Annotated in this window: 16 protein-coding genes; all 16 read right to left on the bottom strand. The window is 64.9% G+C overall.

Annotation, left to right across the window (positions count from 1 at the left end; all coding sequences use genetic code 11):
- Positions 1-129 precede the first annotated feature (129 nt).
- The 16 genes from HU770_RS16500 to HU770_RS16575 all read right to left on the bottom strand — a co-directional run bounded on the left by HU770_RS16500 (position 130) and on the right by HU770_RS16575 (position 16673).
- On the bottom strand, positions 130-1338 hold the full coding sequence (locus tag HU770_RS16500; RefSeq protein ID WP_186664295.1) for an acetyl-CoA C-acyltransferase: 1209 nt from the start codon (positions 1336-1338) through the stop codon (positions 130-132).
- A gap of 8 nt (positions 1339-1346) precedes the next feature.
- Positions 1347-1817 carry a MaoC family dehydratase gene (locus HU770_RS16505; protein ID WP_186664297.1) on the bottom strand — a complete coding sequence of 157 codons (471 nt, stop codon included), beginning with the start codon at positions 1815-1817 and terminating at the stop codon, positions 1347-1349.
- 9 nt (positions 1818-1826) lie between these two features.
- Entirely contained in the window at positions 1827-2612 is a 786-nt protein-coding gene (locus tag HU770_RS16510) for an SDR family oxidoreductase (protein ID WP_186664300.1), read from the bottom strand.
- 160 nt (positions 2613-2772) lie between these two features.
- On the bottom strand, positions 2773-3651 hold the full coding sequence (locus HU770_RS16515) for an SDR family oxidoreductase (RefSeq protein WP_186664302.1): 879 nt from the start codon (positions 3649-3651) through the stop codon (positions 2773-2775).
- Positions 3652-3683: 32 nt separating this feature from the next.
- The gene (locus HU770_RS16520) at positions 3684-4835 is read right to left on the bottom strand and encodes an acetyl-CoA C-acetyltransferase (RefSeq protein ID WP_186664304.1); all 1152 of its coding nucleotides are present in this window, start codon (positions 4833-4835) and stop codon (positions 3684-3686) included.
- 3 nt (positions 4836-4838) lie between these two features.
- Entirely contained in the window at positions 4839-5897 is a 1059-nt protein-coding gene (locus HU770_RS16525) for an acyl-CoA dehydrogenase family protein (protein WP_186664306.1), read from the bottom strand.
- 9 nt (positions 5898-5906) lie between these two features.
- A complete protein-coding gene (locus tag HU770_RS16530) occupies positions 5907-7067 on the bottom strand; it encodes an acyl-CoA dehydrogenase family protein (protein ID WP_186664308.1) in 1161 nt (386 codons plus the stop codon).
- Between the two features lie 9 nt (positions 7068-7076).
- On the bottom strand, positions 7077-7829 hold the full coding sequence (locus HU770_RS16535) for an enoyl-CoA hydratase family protein (protein ID WP_186664311.1): 753 nt from the start codon (positions 7827-7829) through the stop codon (positions 7077-7079).
- Positions 7830-7847: 18 nt separating this feature from the next.
- Entirely contained in the window at positions 7848-8957 is a 1110-nt protein-coding gene (locus HU770_RS16540; RefSeq protein WP_186664313.1) for a nitronate monooxygenase, read from the bottom strand.
- The gene (locus tag HU770_RS16545; protein ID WP_186664315.1) at positions 8954-9865 is read right to left on the bottom strand and encodes an enoyl-CoA hydratase; all 912 of its coding nucleotides are present in this window, start codon (positions 9863-9865) and stop codon (positions 8954-8956) included. Before HU770_RS16545 ends, HU770_RS16540 begins: the two co-directional genes overlap by 4 nt.
- A 15-nt stretch (positions 9866-9880) precedes the next feature.
- Positions 9881-10678 (bottom strand): ketoacid CoA transferase, encoded by a 798-nt coding sequence (locus HU770_RS16550; protein ID WP_186664317.1) that lies wholly within the window; start codon positions 10676-10678, stop codon positions 9881-9883.
- Between the two features lie 11 nt (positions 10679-10689).
- A complete protein-coding gene (locus HU770_RS16555) occupies positions 10690-11565 on the bottom strand; it encodes a CoA transferase subunit A (RefSeq protein WP_186664319.1) in 876 nt (291 codons plus the stop codon).
- A complete protein-coding gene (locus tag HU770_RS16560) occupies positions 11562-12467 on the bottom strand; it encodes a VOC family protein (protein ID WP_186664321.1) in 906 nt (301 codons plus the stop codon). The genes HU770_RS16555 and HU770_RS16560 overlap by 4 nt, the downstream gene beginning before the upstream one ends.
- A 167-nt stretch (positions 12468-12634) precedes the next feature.
- The gene (locus HU770_RS16565) at positions 12635-13582 is read right to left on the bottom strand and encodes an OB-fold domain-containing protein (RefSeq protein WP_186664323.1); all 948 of its coding nucleotides are present in this window, start codon (positions 13580-13582) and stop codon (positions 12635-12637) included.
- 5 nt (positions 13583-13587) lie between these two features.
- Complete coding sequence (locus tag HU770_RS16570; RefSeq protein WP_186664326.1) at positions 13588-14799, bottom strand: thiolase family protein; 1212 nt, start codon at positions 14797-14799, stop codon at positions 13588-13590.
- A 194-nt stretch (positions 14800-14993) separates the two neighbouring features.
- Complete coding sequence (locus tag HU770_RS16575) at positions 14994-16673, bottom strand: DUF1302 family protein (RefSeq protein ID WP_186664328.1); 1680 nt, start codon at positions 16671-16673, stop codon at positions 14994-14996.
- Positions 16674-16679: the final 6 nt, after the last annotated feature.

The following is a 16679-nucleotide window of genomic DNA, read 5'->3' on the forward strand; positions in this document are numbered from 1 at the left end:
CCCGAGGTGCAGTGCGCGCAACGGGTCGTGACTGAGGTGTGTAGATAGTCCGTCTGCTTGGCTGCCGGTACATCGTCCAAATGGCCTAAGCCGGCGCCAAGCAGGCAAGTCCTGGTTAGCAGAGCCTGGTCAGCAGACCTCGAACAGCCCCGCCGCCCCCATGCCGCCGCCGATGCACATCGCCACCACCACGTAGCGCACGCCTCGGCGGCGCCCTTCAAGCAGGGCATGGCCGACCATGCGCGCCCCCGACATGCCGAATGGGTGGCCAATGGCGATGGCGCCGCCATTGACGTTCAGGCGTTGCGGGTCAATCCCCAAGGCGTCGCGGCAATGCAGCACCTGACAAGCGAAGGCTTCGTTGATCTCCCACAAGCCGATATCGGCGGCCGACAGGCCAAAGCGCTTGAGCAACTTGGGTACCGCCAGCACGGGCCCGATGCCCATCTCCTCTGGGGCGCAACCGGCCACCGCGATACCTCGGTAGATGCCCAGAGGCTGCAGGCCATGCTCAGCGGCCTGGGCGCGGCTCATCAGCAAACTGGCCGAAGCGCCGTCGGAGAACTGCGAGGCGTTGCCGGCGGTGATGAACTCGCCTTGCGCTACCCACTGGCCGTTCTTCCACACCGGCTTCAATGCCGCCAGGTCTTCGGCCCGGGTCGAGGGGCGGTTGCACTCGTCGCGATCGGCCAGCACCTGCTCGTGGCCGTCTGGCTGGCCCTCCTTGTCGAAGCGCAGCTTGTGCGCCTGTAGGGGCACGATTTCATCCACGAACAGGCCATCACGCTGCGCCGCAGCCGTGCGCTGCTGGCTTTGCAGTGCATAGTCATCCTGGGCGGCGCGGCTGATGCCGTAGCGGCGTGCGACGATTTCGGCGGTTTCGATCATCGGGATGTAGGCGCTGGGCATGCAGGCCAGCACCGCCTCGGACTGGTTGCGATAGGTGTTCTTGTGCTTGTTCTGGGTCAGCGACAACGACTCGACGCCACCGGCCACGACAATGCTCATTTCACCGGCGATGATGTTCTTCGCCGCCACGCCGATACTCATCAGCCCAGACGCGCACATGCGGTCCAGGGCCATGCCGGGCACGCTGTCAGGCAGGCCGCCGGTGTAGGCGCACAGCCTGCCGATGTTGTAACCCTGGGTACCTTGCTGCACGGCCGCCCCCATGATCACGTCATCGACCGCCCCCGGTTCGATACCGGCGCGCTCGACCACCGCACGTACTACATGGCCACCCAGTACCGGCGCTTCGGTGTCGTTGAACGCGCCACGGAAGGACTTGGTCAATGCGGTACGCGCAGTTGCAACGATCACTACGTCATTCATGCTCATGTTCAGGCTCACTCACTCGTGGGGTTGAAGGTGTAGCGGCTGATGGTGTCGACCACGCAGCCGGGGCGCTCGGCGCCCTCGATCTCGATACTGATGCGCACCACCACCTGCACTGCCGTACCGACCCTTTCGGCACTGACGACCTGGCCCTGGCCGCGTACCCGCGCACCCACCTTCACCGCTGCCGGGAAACGCACGCGGTCGGTGCCGTAGTTCACCCCCATGGCCAGGTTGTCGATGGCCATCAGTTGCGGCATGAACAGGTTGGCCAGGGCCAGGGTCAGGTAGCCGTGGGCGATGCAACCGCCGAACGGGCCGCTGGCGGCGCGCTCGGGGTCGACGTGTATCCATTGCTGATCGCCGGTGGCCTCGGCAAACAGGTTGACCCGCGCCTGGGTCATCTCCAGCCAGTCGGTCACGCCCAGGTTCAGGCCCTGGGCCGCCAGCAGCTGCGTGGCATTACTGAATCGTGTGCTCATGGCTTGCCCTCACGCCTGTTGTGAACTGACCGACAGCACTTCGCCGACCATGTACGAGGCGTAATCGCTGGCCAGGAACACCATCACGTTGGCCACCTCCCACACCTCGGCGGCGCGGCCGAAGGCTTCGCGATCGGCCAGCGTGGCCAGCAATGCTTCGCTGGCGGCCTTCTTCAAAAACGCATGCAAGGCAATCGACGGTGCCACGGCGTTGATGCGTACGCCGTACTCGGCGGCCTCCAGGGCACTGCAGCGGGTCAGCGCCATGACCCCGGCCTTGGCGGCGGCGTAGTGGGCCTGCTCCTTCTGTGCACGCCAACCGAGCACCGAGGCGTTGTTGACGATGGCGCCAGTACCGCGCCGTTCCATGTGCGGCAACATCGCGCGGGTCATGCGGAAGGTGCCGGTCAGGGTCACGTCGAGCACCCGCAGCCATTCCTCATCGCTCATGGCAGTGACGCGCTTCTGCCCCCCCAGGCCTGCGTTGTTGATCAGCACATCGACCCCGCCCAGGGCCTGTTCGGCGGCACTCACCAGGGCTTGCACCTCATCCTCGATGGTGACATTGCACAGCTGGCCATACACCGCCTGTAGCCCGGTTTCGGCTTTCAGTTGCTCGACCGCCTGCTCCAGCCGGCGGGGGTGCACATCGGAAATCATCAACGCCCGGCAGCCTTCTTCGGCGCAGCGCCTGGCAGCGGCATAGCCGATACCGGCACCTGCCGCAGCAGTGATGAGTACGGATTTACCGGCCAACAGCTGATGGCCGGGTACATAGGGAGGGGCTTGCTTCACGATGACTACCTCTGACGGAATACAGGTTGCCGACAGGTATAAAGCCCGAGGCCATCGGGCACATCGTCAAAACGGACGGGGGAAGGCATTGCGGGCTGGGTTCTGCAGCGGGCTGACGCACACAGGCGCGGGGTTGCCCCACGCCTGCACCTTTGGGGCTTCAGGCGCCCCAGACCTTCTGCGCCTTGGGCGCTTCGTGCAAGATGGCGGCAACCACTTCGCCCACCTCGCCGACCTGCCAGCGCGCGCCCTTGTCGCGGGTCACCCCGGTTCGCCAACCATCACCCAGGGAAATCCGCCCGCCCTGGCTCTCGAACAGCTGACCGCTGACATGCCCGGATTCAGCACTGCCCAGCCACACCACCAAGGGCGCGACGTTCTCGGCCGCCCAGGCATCGAAGCTGTCGTCGTCGGGCTTTTTGACCATGTCGGGCATGGCACTTTCAGTCATCGACGTGCGCGCCGCCGGGGCCAGGGCGTTGGCAGTGACGCCATAGCGCCCAAGCTCGGCGGCCTGTACCAGCGTCAGTGAGGCGATGCCGCCTTTGGCGGCGGCATAGTTGGACTGCCCGATCGAGCCTTGCAAGCCCGCGCCGGAGCTGGTGTTGATGATCCGCGCCGGTACCGGTGTACCGGCCTTGGCCAGGTCACGCCAGCGCCGCCCGAGAATATTGGCCAGGCAGTAATGCCCCTTGAGGTGCACGCGCATCACCAGGTCCCAGTCTTCTTCCGAGAGGCTGATGAACATGCGGTCACGCAGGATGCCGGCATTGTTGACCAGCACATGCACCTCGCCAAACGCCGCCAGCGCGGCGTCGACGATGTGCTGCGCGCTACTTAGGGTGGTGATGTCGTCATCGTTGGCGATGGCCTGGCCGCCCTGCGTGTGTATCTCCTCCACCACCGCCTCGGCAGCCTCGCGGCGGATGTCGTTGACCACGACATTGGCGCCCTCGGCGGCGAACGCCAACGCATAGGCGCGGCCCAGCCCGCCACCGGCGCCGGTGATAATCACGGTACGGCCTTCACAGATTGCCATGGGAGTGCTCCTGTTGCTGAGTGTTGGCGGCTTCAGAGCCGTTCGATGATGCTGACGTTGGCCTGGCCGCCGCCTTCGCACATGGTTTGCAGGCCATAGCGCCCGCCCGTGCGCTCCAGCGCATGCAGCAAGGTGGTCATCAAGCGTGCGCCAGTGGCGCCCAGCGGGTGGCCAAGGGCAATGGCGCCGCCGTTGAGGTTGGTGCTCGCCGGGTCGTAGTCGAGCTCCTTGGCCCAGGCCATGACCACCGACGCGAACGCTTCGTTGATCTCCACCAGGTCGATGTCGGCCATGCGCATGCCGGCCTTCTTCAACGCCGCGCGGGTCGCGGCAATTGGCGCGGTGAGGTGCCAGATCGGGTCATCGCCCAGTACCGACAAGTGATGAATACGGGCCCTGGGCGTCAGGTTGTAGCGCTTGAGCGCGGCCTCTGACACCACCAGCAAGGCCGCCGAGGCATCGCAGGTCTGGCTGGAGACGGCCGCCGTGATCGAGGGGTATTCCGGGCTAACCGGCTCAAGGCTGGCCATCTTCTCCAGGCTGCTGACACGCGGGGTTTCGTCGTGTGCCAGGCCTTGGCAGGCCACGATCTCGCGGGTGAAGTAGCCGGCATCGGCTGCTGCCAGCGCACGCCGATGGCTTTCCAGGGCGAACACTTCCATGTCGGTGCGGCTGAGCTGCCAGTGATCGGCAATCCGTTGCGCGGCGTAGAACTGGTTGACCGGCTGGCTGCCGAAGCGGGCCTGCCAGCCCTTGCTGCCCGAAAACGGGTCACTGAAACCCAAGGGCTGGCCGGCCAGCATGGCCGACGATATCGGGATCTGGGTCATGGTCTGCACCCCACCCACCGCCACCACATCCTGGGTGCCACTCATCACTGCCTGGGCGGCAAAGTGCAGCGCCTGCTGAGACGAACCGCACTGGCGGTCGACCGTGGTACCCGGCACATTCAGCGGCAGGCCGGCAGCCAGCCAACTGGTGCGGGCGATGTCACCGGCTTGCGAGCCGATGGCATCGACGCAGCCGAAGATCACATCGTCATACTCCTCGGCCGGTATTGCATTGCGCTCGACCAGGGCCTGCAACACATGTGCACCCAGATCGATGGCATGCACATCGGCGAGGCTGCCTTTGCGCTTGCCGGTCGGGCTACGCAGGGCATCGACAATATAGGCTTGGGGCATGGCTCATTCCTCGAAGGTGGCGCCCGGCCCAAGCCGGGCCTGATCGCTGAGTACATAGGCGGCTACGCGGGCCTTGTGGGTGGCGCGGTCACCCCATGACGGGTCAAGCGACCAGACGCGCTTCATGAACATCTGCAGGTCCACCTCCCAGGTGTAACCCATCGCGCCATGCACCTGGATGCCATGGCGCGCCGCCAGCCAACTGGCATCACAACAGGCCAGCTTGGCTTGCGAGACATACACATCGGCGCCCCGCTCGCCGTGGGCCAATGCGTAGGCGGCGCGATAAAGCGCGGGCTTGGCGAACTCGATCTTGCTGGCGATATCGGCCAGGTGATGCTTGACCGCCTGAAAGCTGCCGATCGGCTTGCCGAACTGCTTGCGCTGGGCCACGTAGTCCACCGACAAGTCAAGGATGCGCTGGGCCAGGCCAAGCAACTGGCCGGCAACCGACAAAGCGCCGCGGTTCAAGGTTTCGGCCCACAACACGCGGCCTTGCTCCCCCCCGATCAACAGCGTATCGGGGCTTGGCTGCCAGCTGACCTTTCCGAGCCGGCGCGAGGCATCGATACTGGCGTTGGCCTGCACATCCACCTGTGCACGCGGCACCGCATGTACCTCATCGCCGTGGGCAAGTATCAGCCACTCGGCCACAGGCGCATCGGGCACCAAGGGGTTGATCGGGTGCCCGATGGCCATGCGCACGCTGCCTTCGGCGATGCGCGGCAACAGGCTGGCTTTCACCGGGTGCTCGGCGGGCAGGCCGTTGAGCAGGCCGGTAACCACATAGGCGGTATCGGCCAGTGAATCGGGAATGGCGTAATACCCCAGCTCCTGGGTCATCAACGACCAGGCCACATCGTCCATGCCCAGGCCGCCGAACTGTTCGGGCACCGACAAGGCGGTCAAGCCCTGTTCGGCGATCTTGCCGCGCAGGTCGGCAGAACGGCCCACGTCGGTTTCCCAGATCTCGCGGAGCATCTCCGGCGCGGCTTCGGTCATCAGAAAACGGCTGATGGCCTCACGAAACGTGAGCTGATCATCGGTAAAGGTAAAGTCCATGGCCGGCTCCTATTTCGGCAGGCCGAGCATCCGCTCGGCGATGATGTTGCGCTGGATTTCGTTGGTACCGGCATAGATCGGCCCGGCCTGGGCAAACAGGAAGCCTTCGAGCCAGGCCCCCGCGACCGCTTGCGGGGCGCTGCTCAACAACTCGCCGTGGGCGCCGAGGATGCGCATGGCGGTGTCATGCATCTTCAGGTCAAGTTCGGACCAGACGATCTTGTTGATGCTCGATTCGGCGCCGATCTGCGCGCCACGGCTCAAGCGGCCCACGGTGTGGTAGGAGGACAGCGCATAGCCTTCGGCGCCCAGCCAGGCCTCGACCACCGCCTCACGGATGCTCGGGTCACGGTCTGCGCTTTCCCGGTTAGCGTGGTACAGCTGCACCAACTTGCGCGCCGTGGCCTGGAACCGCGCCGGCGAGCGCAACAGCAAGCCACGCTCGAAGCCGGCGGTGGCCATTGCCACCTGCCAGCCCTGGCCTTCTTCACCAATGCAGTTTTCCACCGGCACCCGCACGTCGTCGAAGAACACTTCGGCGAAGGTGTTCTTGCCGTTGAGTGCCTTGATCGGGCGAATGGTCACGCCCGGTGAGTCGAGCGGTACGGTGATGAACGACAGGCCATGGTGCCGGCTGGAGTGCGGATCGCTGCGGAACAGGCCAAACAGCCAGTCGGCGAACAGCGCCCGGCTGGACCAGGTCTTCTGCCCATTGAGCACGTAGTGGTCACCGTCGCGAATGGCCTTGCTGGTAATCGCCGCCATGTCCGAGCCGGCATTGGGCTCTGACCAGCCCTGCGCCCACATGTCGACGCTGGAGGCCATGCGCGGCAAGAACCGTTGCTTCTGCGCCTCGGTGCCAAACTCCATCAGGGTCGGGCCGAGCATCAACTGGCCGTTCTGGTTGACGCGCATCGGCGCATCGGCGCCGTAGTACTCTTCCTCGAAAATCAGCCACTCGATCAGGTCACATCCCCGCCCGCCCAAGTGCTTGGGCCACATGACCATCGACAGGCGATGCTCGAACAGCTTGGCTTCCCAGGCGCGGTGCTGCTCGAAGCCCTCACGGGTGTCGTAGCTGCCCAGGGGGCTGGTCGGCAGGTTTGCGGCCAGCCATTCACGGACTTCCTGGCGGAAGGCCTTCTGCTTTGCGGTATAGGCTAGTTCCATGGCGCTCTCTCAGAACTTCGCGTCGCGTTTTTCGACGAAGGCGCGGCGGGTTTCGGCGGAATCCGGGCTGGTATAGGCCTGCAGGGTGAAGCCCTGCTCCCAGCGGTACTTGTCTTCCAGGTTGCCGTCTTCGATACCGTTGAGGGCTTCCTTGGCAATACGGATCATCGCCGGGCTCTTGGCGGCTATCTTGGCGGCGATTTCCAGGGCGGTTTCGCGCAGTTGCTCGCGCGGCACCACACGCTCGATAAAGCCGTACTGCGCCGCCTCGCCCGCGCTGATCTTGTCGCCGGTGAAAAACAGGTAGCGCACCTTCTGCACCGGGAACAACCGCTGCAGGTGCGCACCGCCGCCCATGGCGCCGCGGTCCACTTCAGGCAAGGCAAAGCTGGCGCACTCGGAGGCAACGACAATATCGGCCGCCCCGGTGATGCCAATGCCGCCACCCAGCACAAAACCATGCACGGCGACGATGACCGGCACCGGCGTGCGATGCACCGCCTTGAACGCGGCGTAGTTACCGGCGTTCACCGCCACGATCCGCTCGGGGTGGGCATCCAGCTCCTTGATGTCGACGCCTGCGCAAAAGCCGCGGCCCTCGGCACGGATGACGATCACCCGCACCTGCGGGTCGTTGCCCAGTGCCTCGACGTGCCGCGCCAGGTCAAACCACTCCTGGCTGTCGAGGGCGTTGACCGGCGGTTTGGCGAGCACCAGTTCAGCAATGCCCGCCTCGATTTGTGTAGTAAATGCTTGATTCACGGTGGTTCTCTCCAAGGCTCAGCGGGGCAATTCAATTAACGGCTCAGGCAGGTCCTGGTCGCGATGGCGGGCCAGCAACGCCTCCAGGCACTGCTCGGCTTCCTGGACGATCTCGTCGATCACCTGCTGGCAAGTTTTCAGTTCGCCAATCGCGGCCGCGACCTGGCCACTGGGCAAAATGCCCTCGTCCGGCACGCCATCGATCATCGAGCGCTGCAACAGCACTGGCTGATTCGCCGCCATCACCGCCTGCGAGACCGCGCCAGGGTCCTCTGCCAGGGCCTGACGCAGCACCGACACCAGGTGCGCCAGGCTCATGCCGGTGTGTTGCTTCCACTTCCAGGCACTGCGCAGGGCAATGCCCAAGCGCCCAAGCGGCCCGGCCTGTTCCAGTCGGTTGATGTACGGGTTGTCGATCATGCGGTGGCGCATGCCATCGACAGCGGTGGTCACCCGCACCCGCTGCGGGTCGTTGACGTTGAGGTAGTGCACCAGGGTGGTCGAGGGCGTGGGCGAGTCTCGGCTCATCAGAAAACGCGTGCCCATGGCAATGCCCACGGCGCCTGCTGCCAGGGCACCTGCCAGGCCACGGCCGGTGGAATACCCCCCGGCGGCAATGACCGGCACCGTCACGGCGTTCAATACCTGCGGCAGCAGGATCGAACTGGGCACGCCCCCGGTGTGGCCGCCGCCCTCGCCGCCCTGGATGGTGACCATGTCTGCGCCCAGCGCCACGGCCTTGATCGCGTGCTTGAGTGCCCCCACGGTGGGGATGCACAGCACGCCGGCAGCCTTGAAGCGGGCGATGGTCTGCTGGTCTGGCCCACGGCCATAGCTCACGGCACGCAGGCGGTGGCGGATGGCCAGGTCGACGCACTGCGCGGCGTTTTCCTGGAACATGTGGAAGTTCAGGCCAAAGTTGCGGCTACCGGTGGCGGCAATCACCTTGTTGATCTCGCCCTCCAGGGCATGTGCGGCGATGGTGGCCCCGGCCAGAAAACCAAAGCCGCCGGCCTTGGTCGTGGCAATTACCAGGTTGGCATCGGCCACCCAGCCCATGGCGGTTTGCACAATCGGGTAACGACAGCCCAACGCGTCGGTCAATGGCGTGTTCATCCAGCGGCTCATGCCTGCTCTCCACTGGCAGCCTGCTTGTTGGCCTGGGCCATGGCCTTGGCATCGAAGCCGCCCAGCTTGTCGCCACTGAGCAGTTCATTGTGGGCATGGGCAAAGTGGTGCCAGGCAAACGCGGCATCCATCGCCGTACGCTTGCCCTGCAGGTCTTCGACGTGGTTGATCGCCTGCTTGGTCAAGGCCAGCCCCATGCGCGGCTGACGGGCAATGTTTGCCGCCAGCGCGTAGGTGCCCTGCTCCAGCTCTGCGCGCGGCAGCACCCGGTTGACCATGCCCATCTGGTAGGCGCGCTCGGCGCCCATGCGGTCGCCGGTAAACAGAAACTCCTTGGCGATGCGCGGGTTCAGCTCATAGGGGTGGGCGAAATACTCGACCCCCGGGATGCCCATGCGCACCACCGGGTCCTGGAAGAAGGCATCGTCGCTGGCGACGATCAAATCGCACACCCAGGCCAGCATCAGCCCGCCCGCCACGCAGGCGCCGTGCACCATAGCGATGGTCGGTTTGGGCAGTTCGCGCCAGCGCCGGCACATGCCCAGGTACACCTCCTGCTCACGTGCATACAGCTGCTCGCCGCCCGGCTTGTTGGTGTGGTCCCACCACAGGTGGGCGCGCTCGAACGGTCGGTTGATGTCACGCCCGGGCGTCCCGATGTCATGGCCCGCGGAAAAGTGCTTGCCCGACCCGCGCAGCACGATGACCTTGACGCCGTCATCGTCGACGGCCTGGCGCAGCGCCGCATCCAGCGCGTAGGTCATCTGCGAGTTTTGCGCGTTATTGAAGGTTGGCCGGTTCAGGGTCAGCGTGGCAATGCCGTCGGCCACGCTGTACAGCACCGGTTCTTGCGTTTCATAGACCGCGTGGTCTGCACGCTGGACGAATTCACTGTCAGGGCTGTTCATGCTCACCTCCCTCCCCTACACCTGACGGATGCCAGGCGGATTGCCCTTGATCGCCGCGCTGCGGTAATCGTGGGGGTCAAGCCGACGGATCAGGGCCAGTTGCGCAGGCGTCGGTGGTGCGGTTTCCATCAGCGCTGGCGACTTGAGCAGCGGGAAACCGGTCTTCTCCTGCACCTCTTCAAAGCTCACCCCAGGGTGCAAGGTGCGCACCTGCACCGCGCGTTCCGGCCCTTCGAAGTCCATCACGCAGAGGTCGGTGACGATGCGGCGGATATCCATCAGGTCACGGCGCACGCCCTGCGGCCAGCGCTCGGCCTTGAAGCCGACGCCAGACACCATGTCCACCTCGCCGCTGACGAATACGCGGGTGTTATGGTTAGGCACGAAGAACGAGTTGATGTGGTTGATGCTGTTGCCAGGCAGGCCACGCACGCCGAGCATGGCCGCCTTGGGCTGGTGATAGTCGCCCACGCAGGACAAGTTGCTCTGGCCCCACCGGTCGATCTGGGTCGGGCCGATCATGGCGTGGCGGCGCCCGCCCCAGACGCACTCGAACACGCGCTCGAAACTCAGGTAACCCGAGTACTTCGGCACGTAGTCACCGCGCGGCCCCAGCGGGATCGGCTCTTCCACCAGGAAGGCCTCACTGTCGGTCATCAGCAGTTGCGGGCTGTGGCTGAGCTTGGCCAGGCTCGCGCCCAGGCGCGGCACCACGCCCAGGCCCGAAGCCAGCCATTCCCCATTGTCGCGCCAGGCCTCGCTGGCGGCGACGATCAACAGTTCGGCGAGGGTGAAATCACAGGGGTTCGTCATGTTCATACTCCTCAGAACACCGGCAGGGGCAACGCGCCCATGCGTGCGGCACCGCCATTCTTGTCGTGATAAGCCGACTCGCCCGGAACCACGAACGCGTCGACATAGGCCTGCCAGCCCCCCGCCTCTGCGGCACTGGCTGCATACTGCTTGAGGTGGTTGAGGTCCCAGCCGTACTCGGGCTGGCAGCAGGTCGGGTGGGCGCCGAACGGTGCATGAATCACGCCGCTGACCAGGTAACGCTCAAAGGTGTTGCCGCGCGCTTGTTCGGCTGTCAGCTCCAGGCGCTCGTGCAGCTGCTCGCAGGACACGAAGCACTGTTGCGCGGCACGGGCAAACAGGTGATCGAAGTACGGGTCCGGGCCGGTCAGCAGGGTGTTGCCCAAGCGGTCGGCGACATTGACGTGGACAAAGGCCACATCCAGGTTCAGCGCCGGCATGGCCAGCAGCACTTCACCATCGGCATAGGGTGACTGAATGGTTTTCAGCGCAGGGTTGAGCGTTGTCACGTCCGTGGCCAGGCCGCAGCGGGTGGGCAGGAACGGCAGGCGCATGGCTGCGGCACGCAGGCCCCACTGGAACATGCCCTCATCGACCTCCAGCAGCTCCAGCCCGCCGGCTTCACGCGCCTTGCGGTAGTAAGGCTCCAGCGGGATGGCATCGAGCGTGGCAAAGCCGAACACCAGCTTCTTGACCTTGCCTGCCGCGCACAGCATGCCCACCTCGGGGCCACCGTAAGCCACCACGGTCAGGTCCTTGACCGCAGAGCGCAGGATCTCGCGCACAACGGCCATGGGCTTGCGCCGCGGGCCCCAGCCGCCGAAGCCGATCGTCATGCCATCGCGCAGTTGGGCCACCGCATCGGCCGCTGTCATTTGCTTGTTCATTGCGTATCTCCTTGCTGTTGGCCGACCGAAAAATCGTGCCCCCACACGCTCACGCGGGTGAATTCGAAGGCCGAGTGCTCGGCCCAGTCCACTTGCAGGCCGCCGTAGCCGTACTCCAGGTCGAAGCCGGACGGGGTTTTCATGTAGAACGAGGTCATGCGGTCATTCAGGTGCTGGCCGAGGGTGGCCGACAATGGCACCTGGTGGGCCTGGCGCCGGTCATGGGCGCGGCCGACCTCGGTCATCGAGTCGACTTCCACCATCACGTGCACACAGCCCGAAGGCACGGCGAACTCGGCCAGAGCCAAGGAGTGATGGCGGCTGTTCTGGCAGTGCAGGAAGTGAATGCGGATGGGTGCTGCCGCCGGGTCCGGACGGAAGTTGAAGATGTCCGACAGCTCGAAGCCGAGCACGTCCTTGGCAAAGGCCACGGTGGCGTCGAAGTCCGGGGCAGGCAGCACGGTGTGGCCCAGGCCCATGTCGCCGGTGAGAAAGCACGGCACACCTTGTGGCGACACGAACGGCAGGCAATCGGAGCGGTGGCCCCAGCTCAGTTCGTGGCGGTTGCCAGACGGGTCGACCACGCACGCCAGGGCTTGCACGCCACGCTGCTCAAGCTCGGCGGCGCTGCCGGCTTCCCAGTGCACGCCAGCCTCGTCCAGCGAGCGCAGCGCGGCGTTGAACGCGCGTTCGCTGGCCAGCTCCCAACCGGACGCCAGGTAGCCCGCCTCGGCGCCTTCGACGATCAACATGCGAAAGGGCCGCTCATCCATTTTCACGTACAGACCGCCGCCGGGTGCTGGCGTGACCATCATGCCCAGCACGTCTTCGGCATAACGTTGCCATTGACTGAGGTTTTCGATTTGAGCGACGAAGTAGCTCAGACCCCGGATATCCATCATGCCTTGCTCCCCAACGACTGGACCTTTGATGAAGTCCATTGTGCTGAGGGCAAGCCATTGCCTCATCGTCCGTTGAGACTAAGCAACTGATCGGAGTGGGAAAACAAACCGGCGCCGGGCAAAAGCAAAAGGGGCGCAGCGCGCCCCCGTGCCGTCATTGCCGGCGCCTACAGGTACAGGATCACCAGGTCATTGATGACCGAAGGGCGCTCGCTGCCGACAACGTGGGTGTTCACCTCCAGGGTCAGTTGCATGCCACGCTTGCCCTGCGCCACCTGCTTGACCCTGGCCCGCGCGTGGATCCGCGAGCCTGCTGGCACCGGTGCCGGGAAACGCAGGCGGTCGGAGCCGTAGTTGACCAGGGTGCTGAAGCCGGTGATCTCGAAGCCCAACGGCAGTTTCAGCCGCGACTGCAACACCTGCACCAGCGCACCGTGGGCAATGGTGCCGCCAAACGGGCTCTCCTTGCGGGCGCGCTGCGGGTCGGTGTGAATCCAGTAGTCATCGCCCGAGAGGCTGGCGAACGCGTCGATCAACGCCTGGTCGACAACGATCTCGTTGCTCCAGCCGGTGAAGGTTTCGCTGACCAGGCTTTGCAGTGCCGGCTCATCGTCCATGGCCACTTTGCGCACGGGGGGCGCTTCGGGGGTGGCTTCGGCGTGCACCTGCTGGGCGCCTGCCCAACGTTGCAGCGGCAATGGGTCGTTGCCCAGGCCGGTGAAACGCAGCAAGCGCGATCCTTGGGCATCGACTTCGGCAAACACGGGCTTGAGGCGCATGCCGACCTTGATCGCCTGCTCGTCCAGCCCCACCAGCGTGGTGTTGATCCGCACCCCTTCATCCAGCTCGACCACCGCCAGCATCTGCGGCATCTCATCGACGAAGTCCGGCAAGGTGGCAATCCGCGCCACGGTAAAGCTGTACAGGCTGGCGCCACCGCTGACCTCACGCCAGCTCAGGGCATGGCCCAGGCAGCGTGGGCAATGACGGCGTGGGTAGAACACCCAGTGGTCGCAGGCAGTGCACTGCTGGATCAACAGCCGCTGTGCCTTCAGGCCCTCCCAGAACGGTGCCGAAATCTCGGTTGGCACCGGCATTGGCTTATTGTTCGACATGCTGGTCATGCTCCCTGAAGAATCAACGCGGCCTGCTCGCTCATCACCCCACCGGTACCAGAGACATACACGCTGTCGCAGCGCTTGAGCTGCCGCTCGCCGGCCTCGCCACTGATCTGCGTCAGCGCCTCGATCACCTGCGACATGCCCCCCGCTGCCCCCGCCTGGCCGAAGCTGAGCTGGCCACCGTGGGTGTTCATCGGAAAGTCGCCGCGCCAGGTGAGGTCATGTTCACGGACAAAGTGCATGCCCTCGCCCTTGGCACAGAACCCGGCATCTTCCAGGGTCAGCAAGGCGGTGATGGTGTAGCAGTCGTAGATTTGCGCGGCATGCACATCGCCAGGCTTGAGCCCGGCCATGTCGAACGCACGACGTGACGCGGGGCCAATCGGGGTGTCGAGCATGTCCTTGGCATAGGAAGGCGACTTGAACGCCAGGTGTTCACCAAAACCGGTAATGAACGCCGGCCGTTTGCGCGCCCGGGCGGCCACCTCCTTGGAGGCGACGATCAGCGCTGCGCCACCGGCCACCGGCATGACGATTTCCAGAATGTGCAGCGGGTCGGCCACACGCTTGCTGGCCAGCACCTGTTCGATGCTCAAGGGCTGGCCGTGGAACATGGCCTGGGGGTTGGCCAGGGCATTGGTGCGTTGGTCGACCGCGATCTTGGCCAGCGCCTGCGGGTCATAGCCGTATTGCGCGGCGTAGCGCTGGGCGATCATCGCATAGCCGGTGTTCTGGCCCATGTGGCCGTAGGGCAGGTCGAATTCCGCCTCGGGGGCGCCAAACGCCGTGCTGTGCCCGCCGTAGCGCATGGCGCGGGCCATGGCGCCAGGGTCTTCATCCGGCCCCATCGGCGCCAGCCGTGCGGGGAGTACGCACAGTACCGCCTGGCACAAGCCAAGCTCGATGGCGGCAGCGGCGCGCCATACCATGCCCACGGAAGTGCAACCGCCGAGGTCGACCACTTCGGCGAAGTTCACGCTCAGACCCAGGTACTCGGCGGCCATGGCCGGCACGAATACCGACGCCTCGTGGAAATGCGGGCCATTGATCACCAGGCCGTCGAGGTCTTCGGCGCGAAGGCCCGCGTCTTGCAACGCTTGCGCGGCAAGATCGGCGACTTGTTCGAGGTGGAACATTCTCGGCGCGGTGGCGTATTTTTCTGGTTTGTACTGGGCGGCGCCTACAATCGCCGCATGACCTTTCAGACCCATGTATCCCTCGCTCGAAGGCTTGTGAATCAGGTTTTTGTTGTGGGGTGACGATGACACAGTTGGGGGGAGCCGGTAATCGTCCGTTTTGATTAGGGGAAGGTTGGGGATGGTGGGGGGGCTAACTGGGGTTCGCCAATGCATTTTCAGCGCCTGTGAGATCGAGCGCCGCCCCACTGCCCCCCAAGCCAAGCACCTCAGAAGCTGTACTTCACCGAAAACGACCCATAATCACGGTCCGCCAGTAAGCGCTTGACCGGGTCGGCATCCCCCAGGTAGCTGGTCACACGCAGCGCGACTTCCAGGTTGCCCAGGTACTTGAAGGTCGTCCCCACACTCAGCCGACGATCCCCCTGCAGCCCAGAAATGGTGCCTGCCATCGGCGTGGCCCCACTGAACACGTTGGAGAAGTTCACCGGCACCTCCAGGTCCCACCCTTCGAACACGCCCGGGTAACTGAACGACGCACCCACGGTATAGGCGCTGGCCGTCTTGCTACGCCAGCCCGATGCGGTCTTGTAGGTGTAGTCGTCCGACGGCTGCACCAACGGGCGCATGGAGGGGATCAAGCTGTTACCCAAGCCCAGCAGGTTCGGCGCCGCAGACGCCTCATCGACGCTGTCGACCCGTACATGGACGATTTCGGCAGTGAGCGACGTCTGGCTGGCCCACGGCCGGTCGCCGAGGATGCGGATGGCCGAAAGCTGCATCTGCTGGCCCTTGCCACGTGCCGGGGTAGGCCCCAGGCCGGTGTTGACCATCACCGGCGCACCGTCGCGGTACGACCACTCGGCCCCCACCTGGGTCTCGCCGATCTTGGTCGACGCACTGACACCGGTCAGCTTGATGTCCTCGAAGTAGGTGATCCGGTAACCGTCCGGGCTACCGAAAAACACGCCAGGCCCGGCCGGATTGACGCGATACCCCACCAAGGCAGTCGCTGGGTTCTTGTCGTGGTAGTTGACATGGAACAGCGACAGCTCCAATGCCTGCACGGGACGAAACCGCACCTGCACGCCCCACTGCCCGCTATCGCGCGGCTCATCGGTACCCCGGTAGTTGATCCGCGAGCCATCGGCCCCCAGGATAAAGTCGCGCCCCGGCCCGACCACATCGCTGGTGGACAGGTAGCTGCCCACCGGTGGCAGCTCTGTGCCCAGCCACTCGTACTGCACGTAGGCGCCAAAGCTCAGTTGCGGGTTGAGGCGATAAGACGCCGAGACCTGCCCGACCGGCAACAGCACTTCTTTGACCTCGACGCCCGGTTGCGCCGCCTTGACCGCATCGGACGGGCTCTGCACACCGCTTACGCCCGGATAGAACAAGCTCTCGCCCCAGGACTCGACATGCCGGCCCGCCTTCACATCGAGCATCGAGTCATTGGCGAAACGCCAGCCACCGAACACATAGGCATCGAGGAATTTGCTACGCCCGCCGCTGTAGTACTTGGTGTCGCTGGTGAACTCGTTGAAGTCACCGTCCTTGTTCACCGTGCCCGGCGAATCGTTGTCGTTGCTGCGGTGGTACACATCGTCATAGAAGGTACTGGCGCGCAGCACCGCACCGTAGTTGTCCTTGCGCAGGATCATCTCGGCCAGGGCGCCAATGCGGTTGGTGACCAGGCTGCCCTTGTCGAAGTTGCGGTCGCCGTCGTCGGCGTTCAGCGTCAACAGGTCCTTGTCCGGGCTGGCCAGACGCACCCCCAGGCCATAGCTGGTGGTCACGGTCCAGTCCAGCGTTGCACCGTTGTCGAACTCGATGGTTTCGCCCGCCCAGGTTGGCGTCGCCACCAGCCCCATCGCCACCACCAGCCCCGACAACGCGACGCCCGGAACGCGTGGGCCAGCACCTTTCTTGTTGTTTTTATTCGTCACCATGCCTCT

The sequence above is a fragment of the Pseudomonas sp. SWRI68 genome, assembly GCF_014269165.1.
Classification (GTDB): domain Bacteria; phylum Pseudomonadota; class Gammaproteobacteria; order Pseudomonadales; family Pseudomonadaceae; genus Aquipseudomonas; species Aquipseudomonas capeferrum.

Coding starts and splice junctions, on each gene's coding strand:
- HU770_RS16500 (WP_186664295.1), bottom strand. CDS start 1,338: ATGAGCATGAATGACGTAGTGATCGTTGCAACTGCGCGTACCGCATTG.
- HU770_RS16505 (WP_186664297.1), bottom strand. CDS start 1,817: ATGAGCACACGATTCAGTAATGCCACGCAGCTGCTGGCGGCCCAGGGC.
- HU770_RS16515 (WP_186664302.1), bottom strand. CDS start 3,651: ATGGCAATCTGTGAAGGCCGTACCGTGATTATCACCGGCGCCGGTGGC.
- HU770_RS16520 (WP_186664304.1), bottom strand. CDS start 4,835: ATGCCCCAAGCCTATATTGTCGATGCCCTGCGTAGCCCGACCGGCAAG.
- HU770_RS16525 (WP_186664306.1), bottom strand. CDS start 5,897: ATGGACTTTACCTTTACCGATGATCAGCTCACGTTTCGTGAGGCCATC.
- HU770_RS16530 (WP_186664308.1), bottom strand. CDS start 7,067: ATGGAACTAGCCTATACCGCAAAGCAGAAGGCCTTCCGCCAGGAAGTC.
- HU770_RS16540 (WP_186664313.1), bottom strand. CDS start 8,957: ATGAGCCGCTGGATGAACACGCCATTGACCGACGCGTTGGGCTGTCGT.
- HU770_RS16545 (WP_186664315.1), bottom strand. CDS start 9,865: ATGAACAGCCCTGACAGTGAATTCGTCCAGCGTGCAGACCACGCGGTC.
- HU770_RS16550 (WP_186664317.1), bottom strand. CDS start 10,678: ATGACGAACCCCTGTGATTTCACCCTCGCCGAACTGTTGATCGTCGCC.
- HU770_RS16555 (WP_186664319.1), bottom strand. CDS start 11,565: ATGAACAAGCAAATGACAGCGGCCGATGCGGTGGCCCAACTGCGCGAT.
- HU770_RS16560 (WP_186664321.1), bottom strand. CDS start 12,467: ATGATGGATATCCGGGGTCTGAGCTACTTCGTCGCTCAAATCGAAAAC.
- HU770_RS16565 (WP_186664323.1), bottom strand. CDS start 13,582: ATGTCGAACAATAAGCCAATGCCGGTGCCAACCGAGATTTCGGCACCG.
- HU770_RS16570 (WP_186664326.1), bottom strand. CDS start 14,799: ATGGGTCTGAAAGGTCATGCGGCGATTGTAGGCGCCGCCCAGTACAAA.
- HU770_RS16575 (WP_186664328.1), bottom strand. CDS start 16,673: ATGGTGACGAATAAAAACAACAAGAAAGGTGCTGGCCCACGCGTTCCG.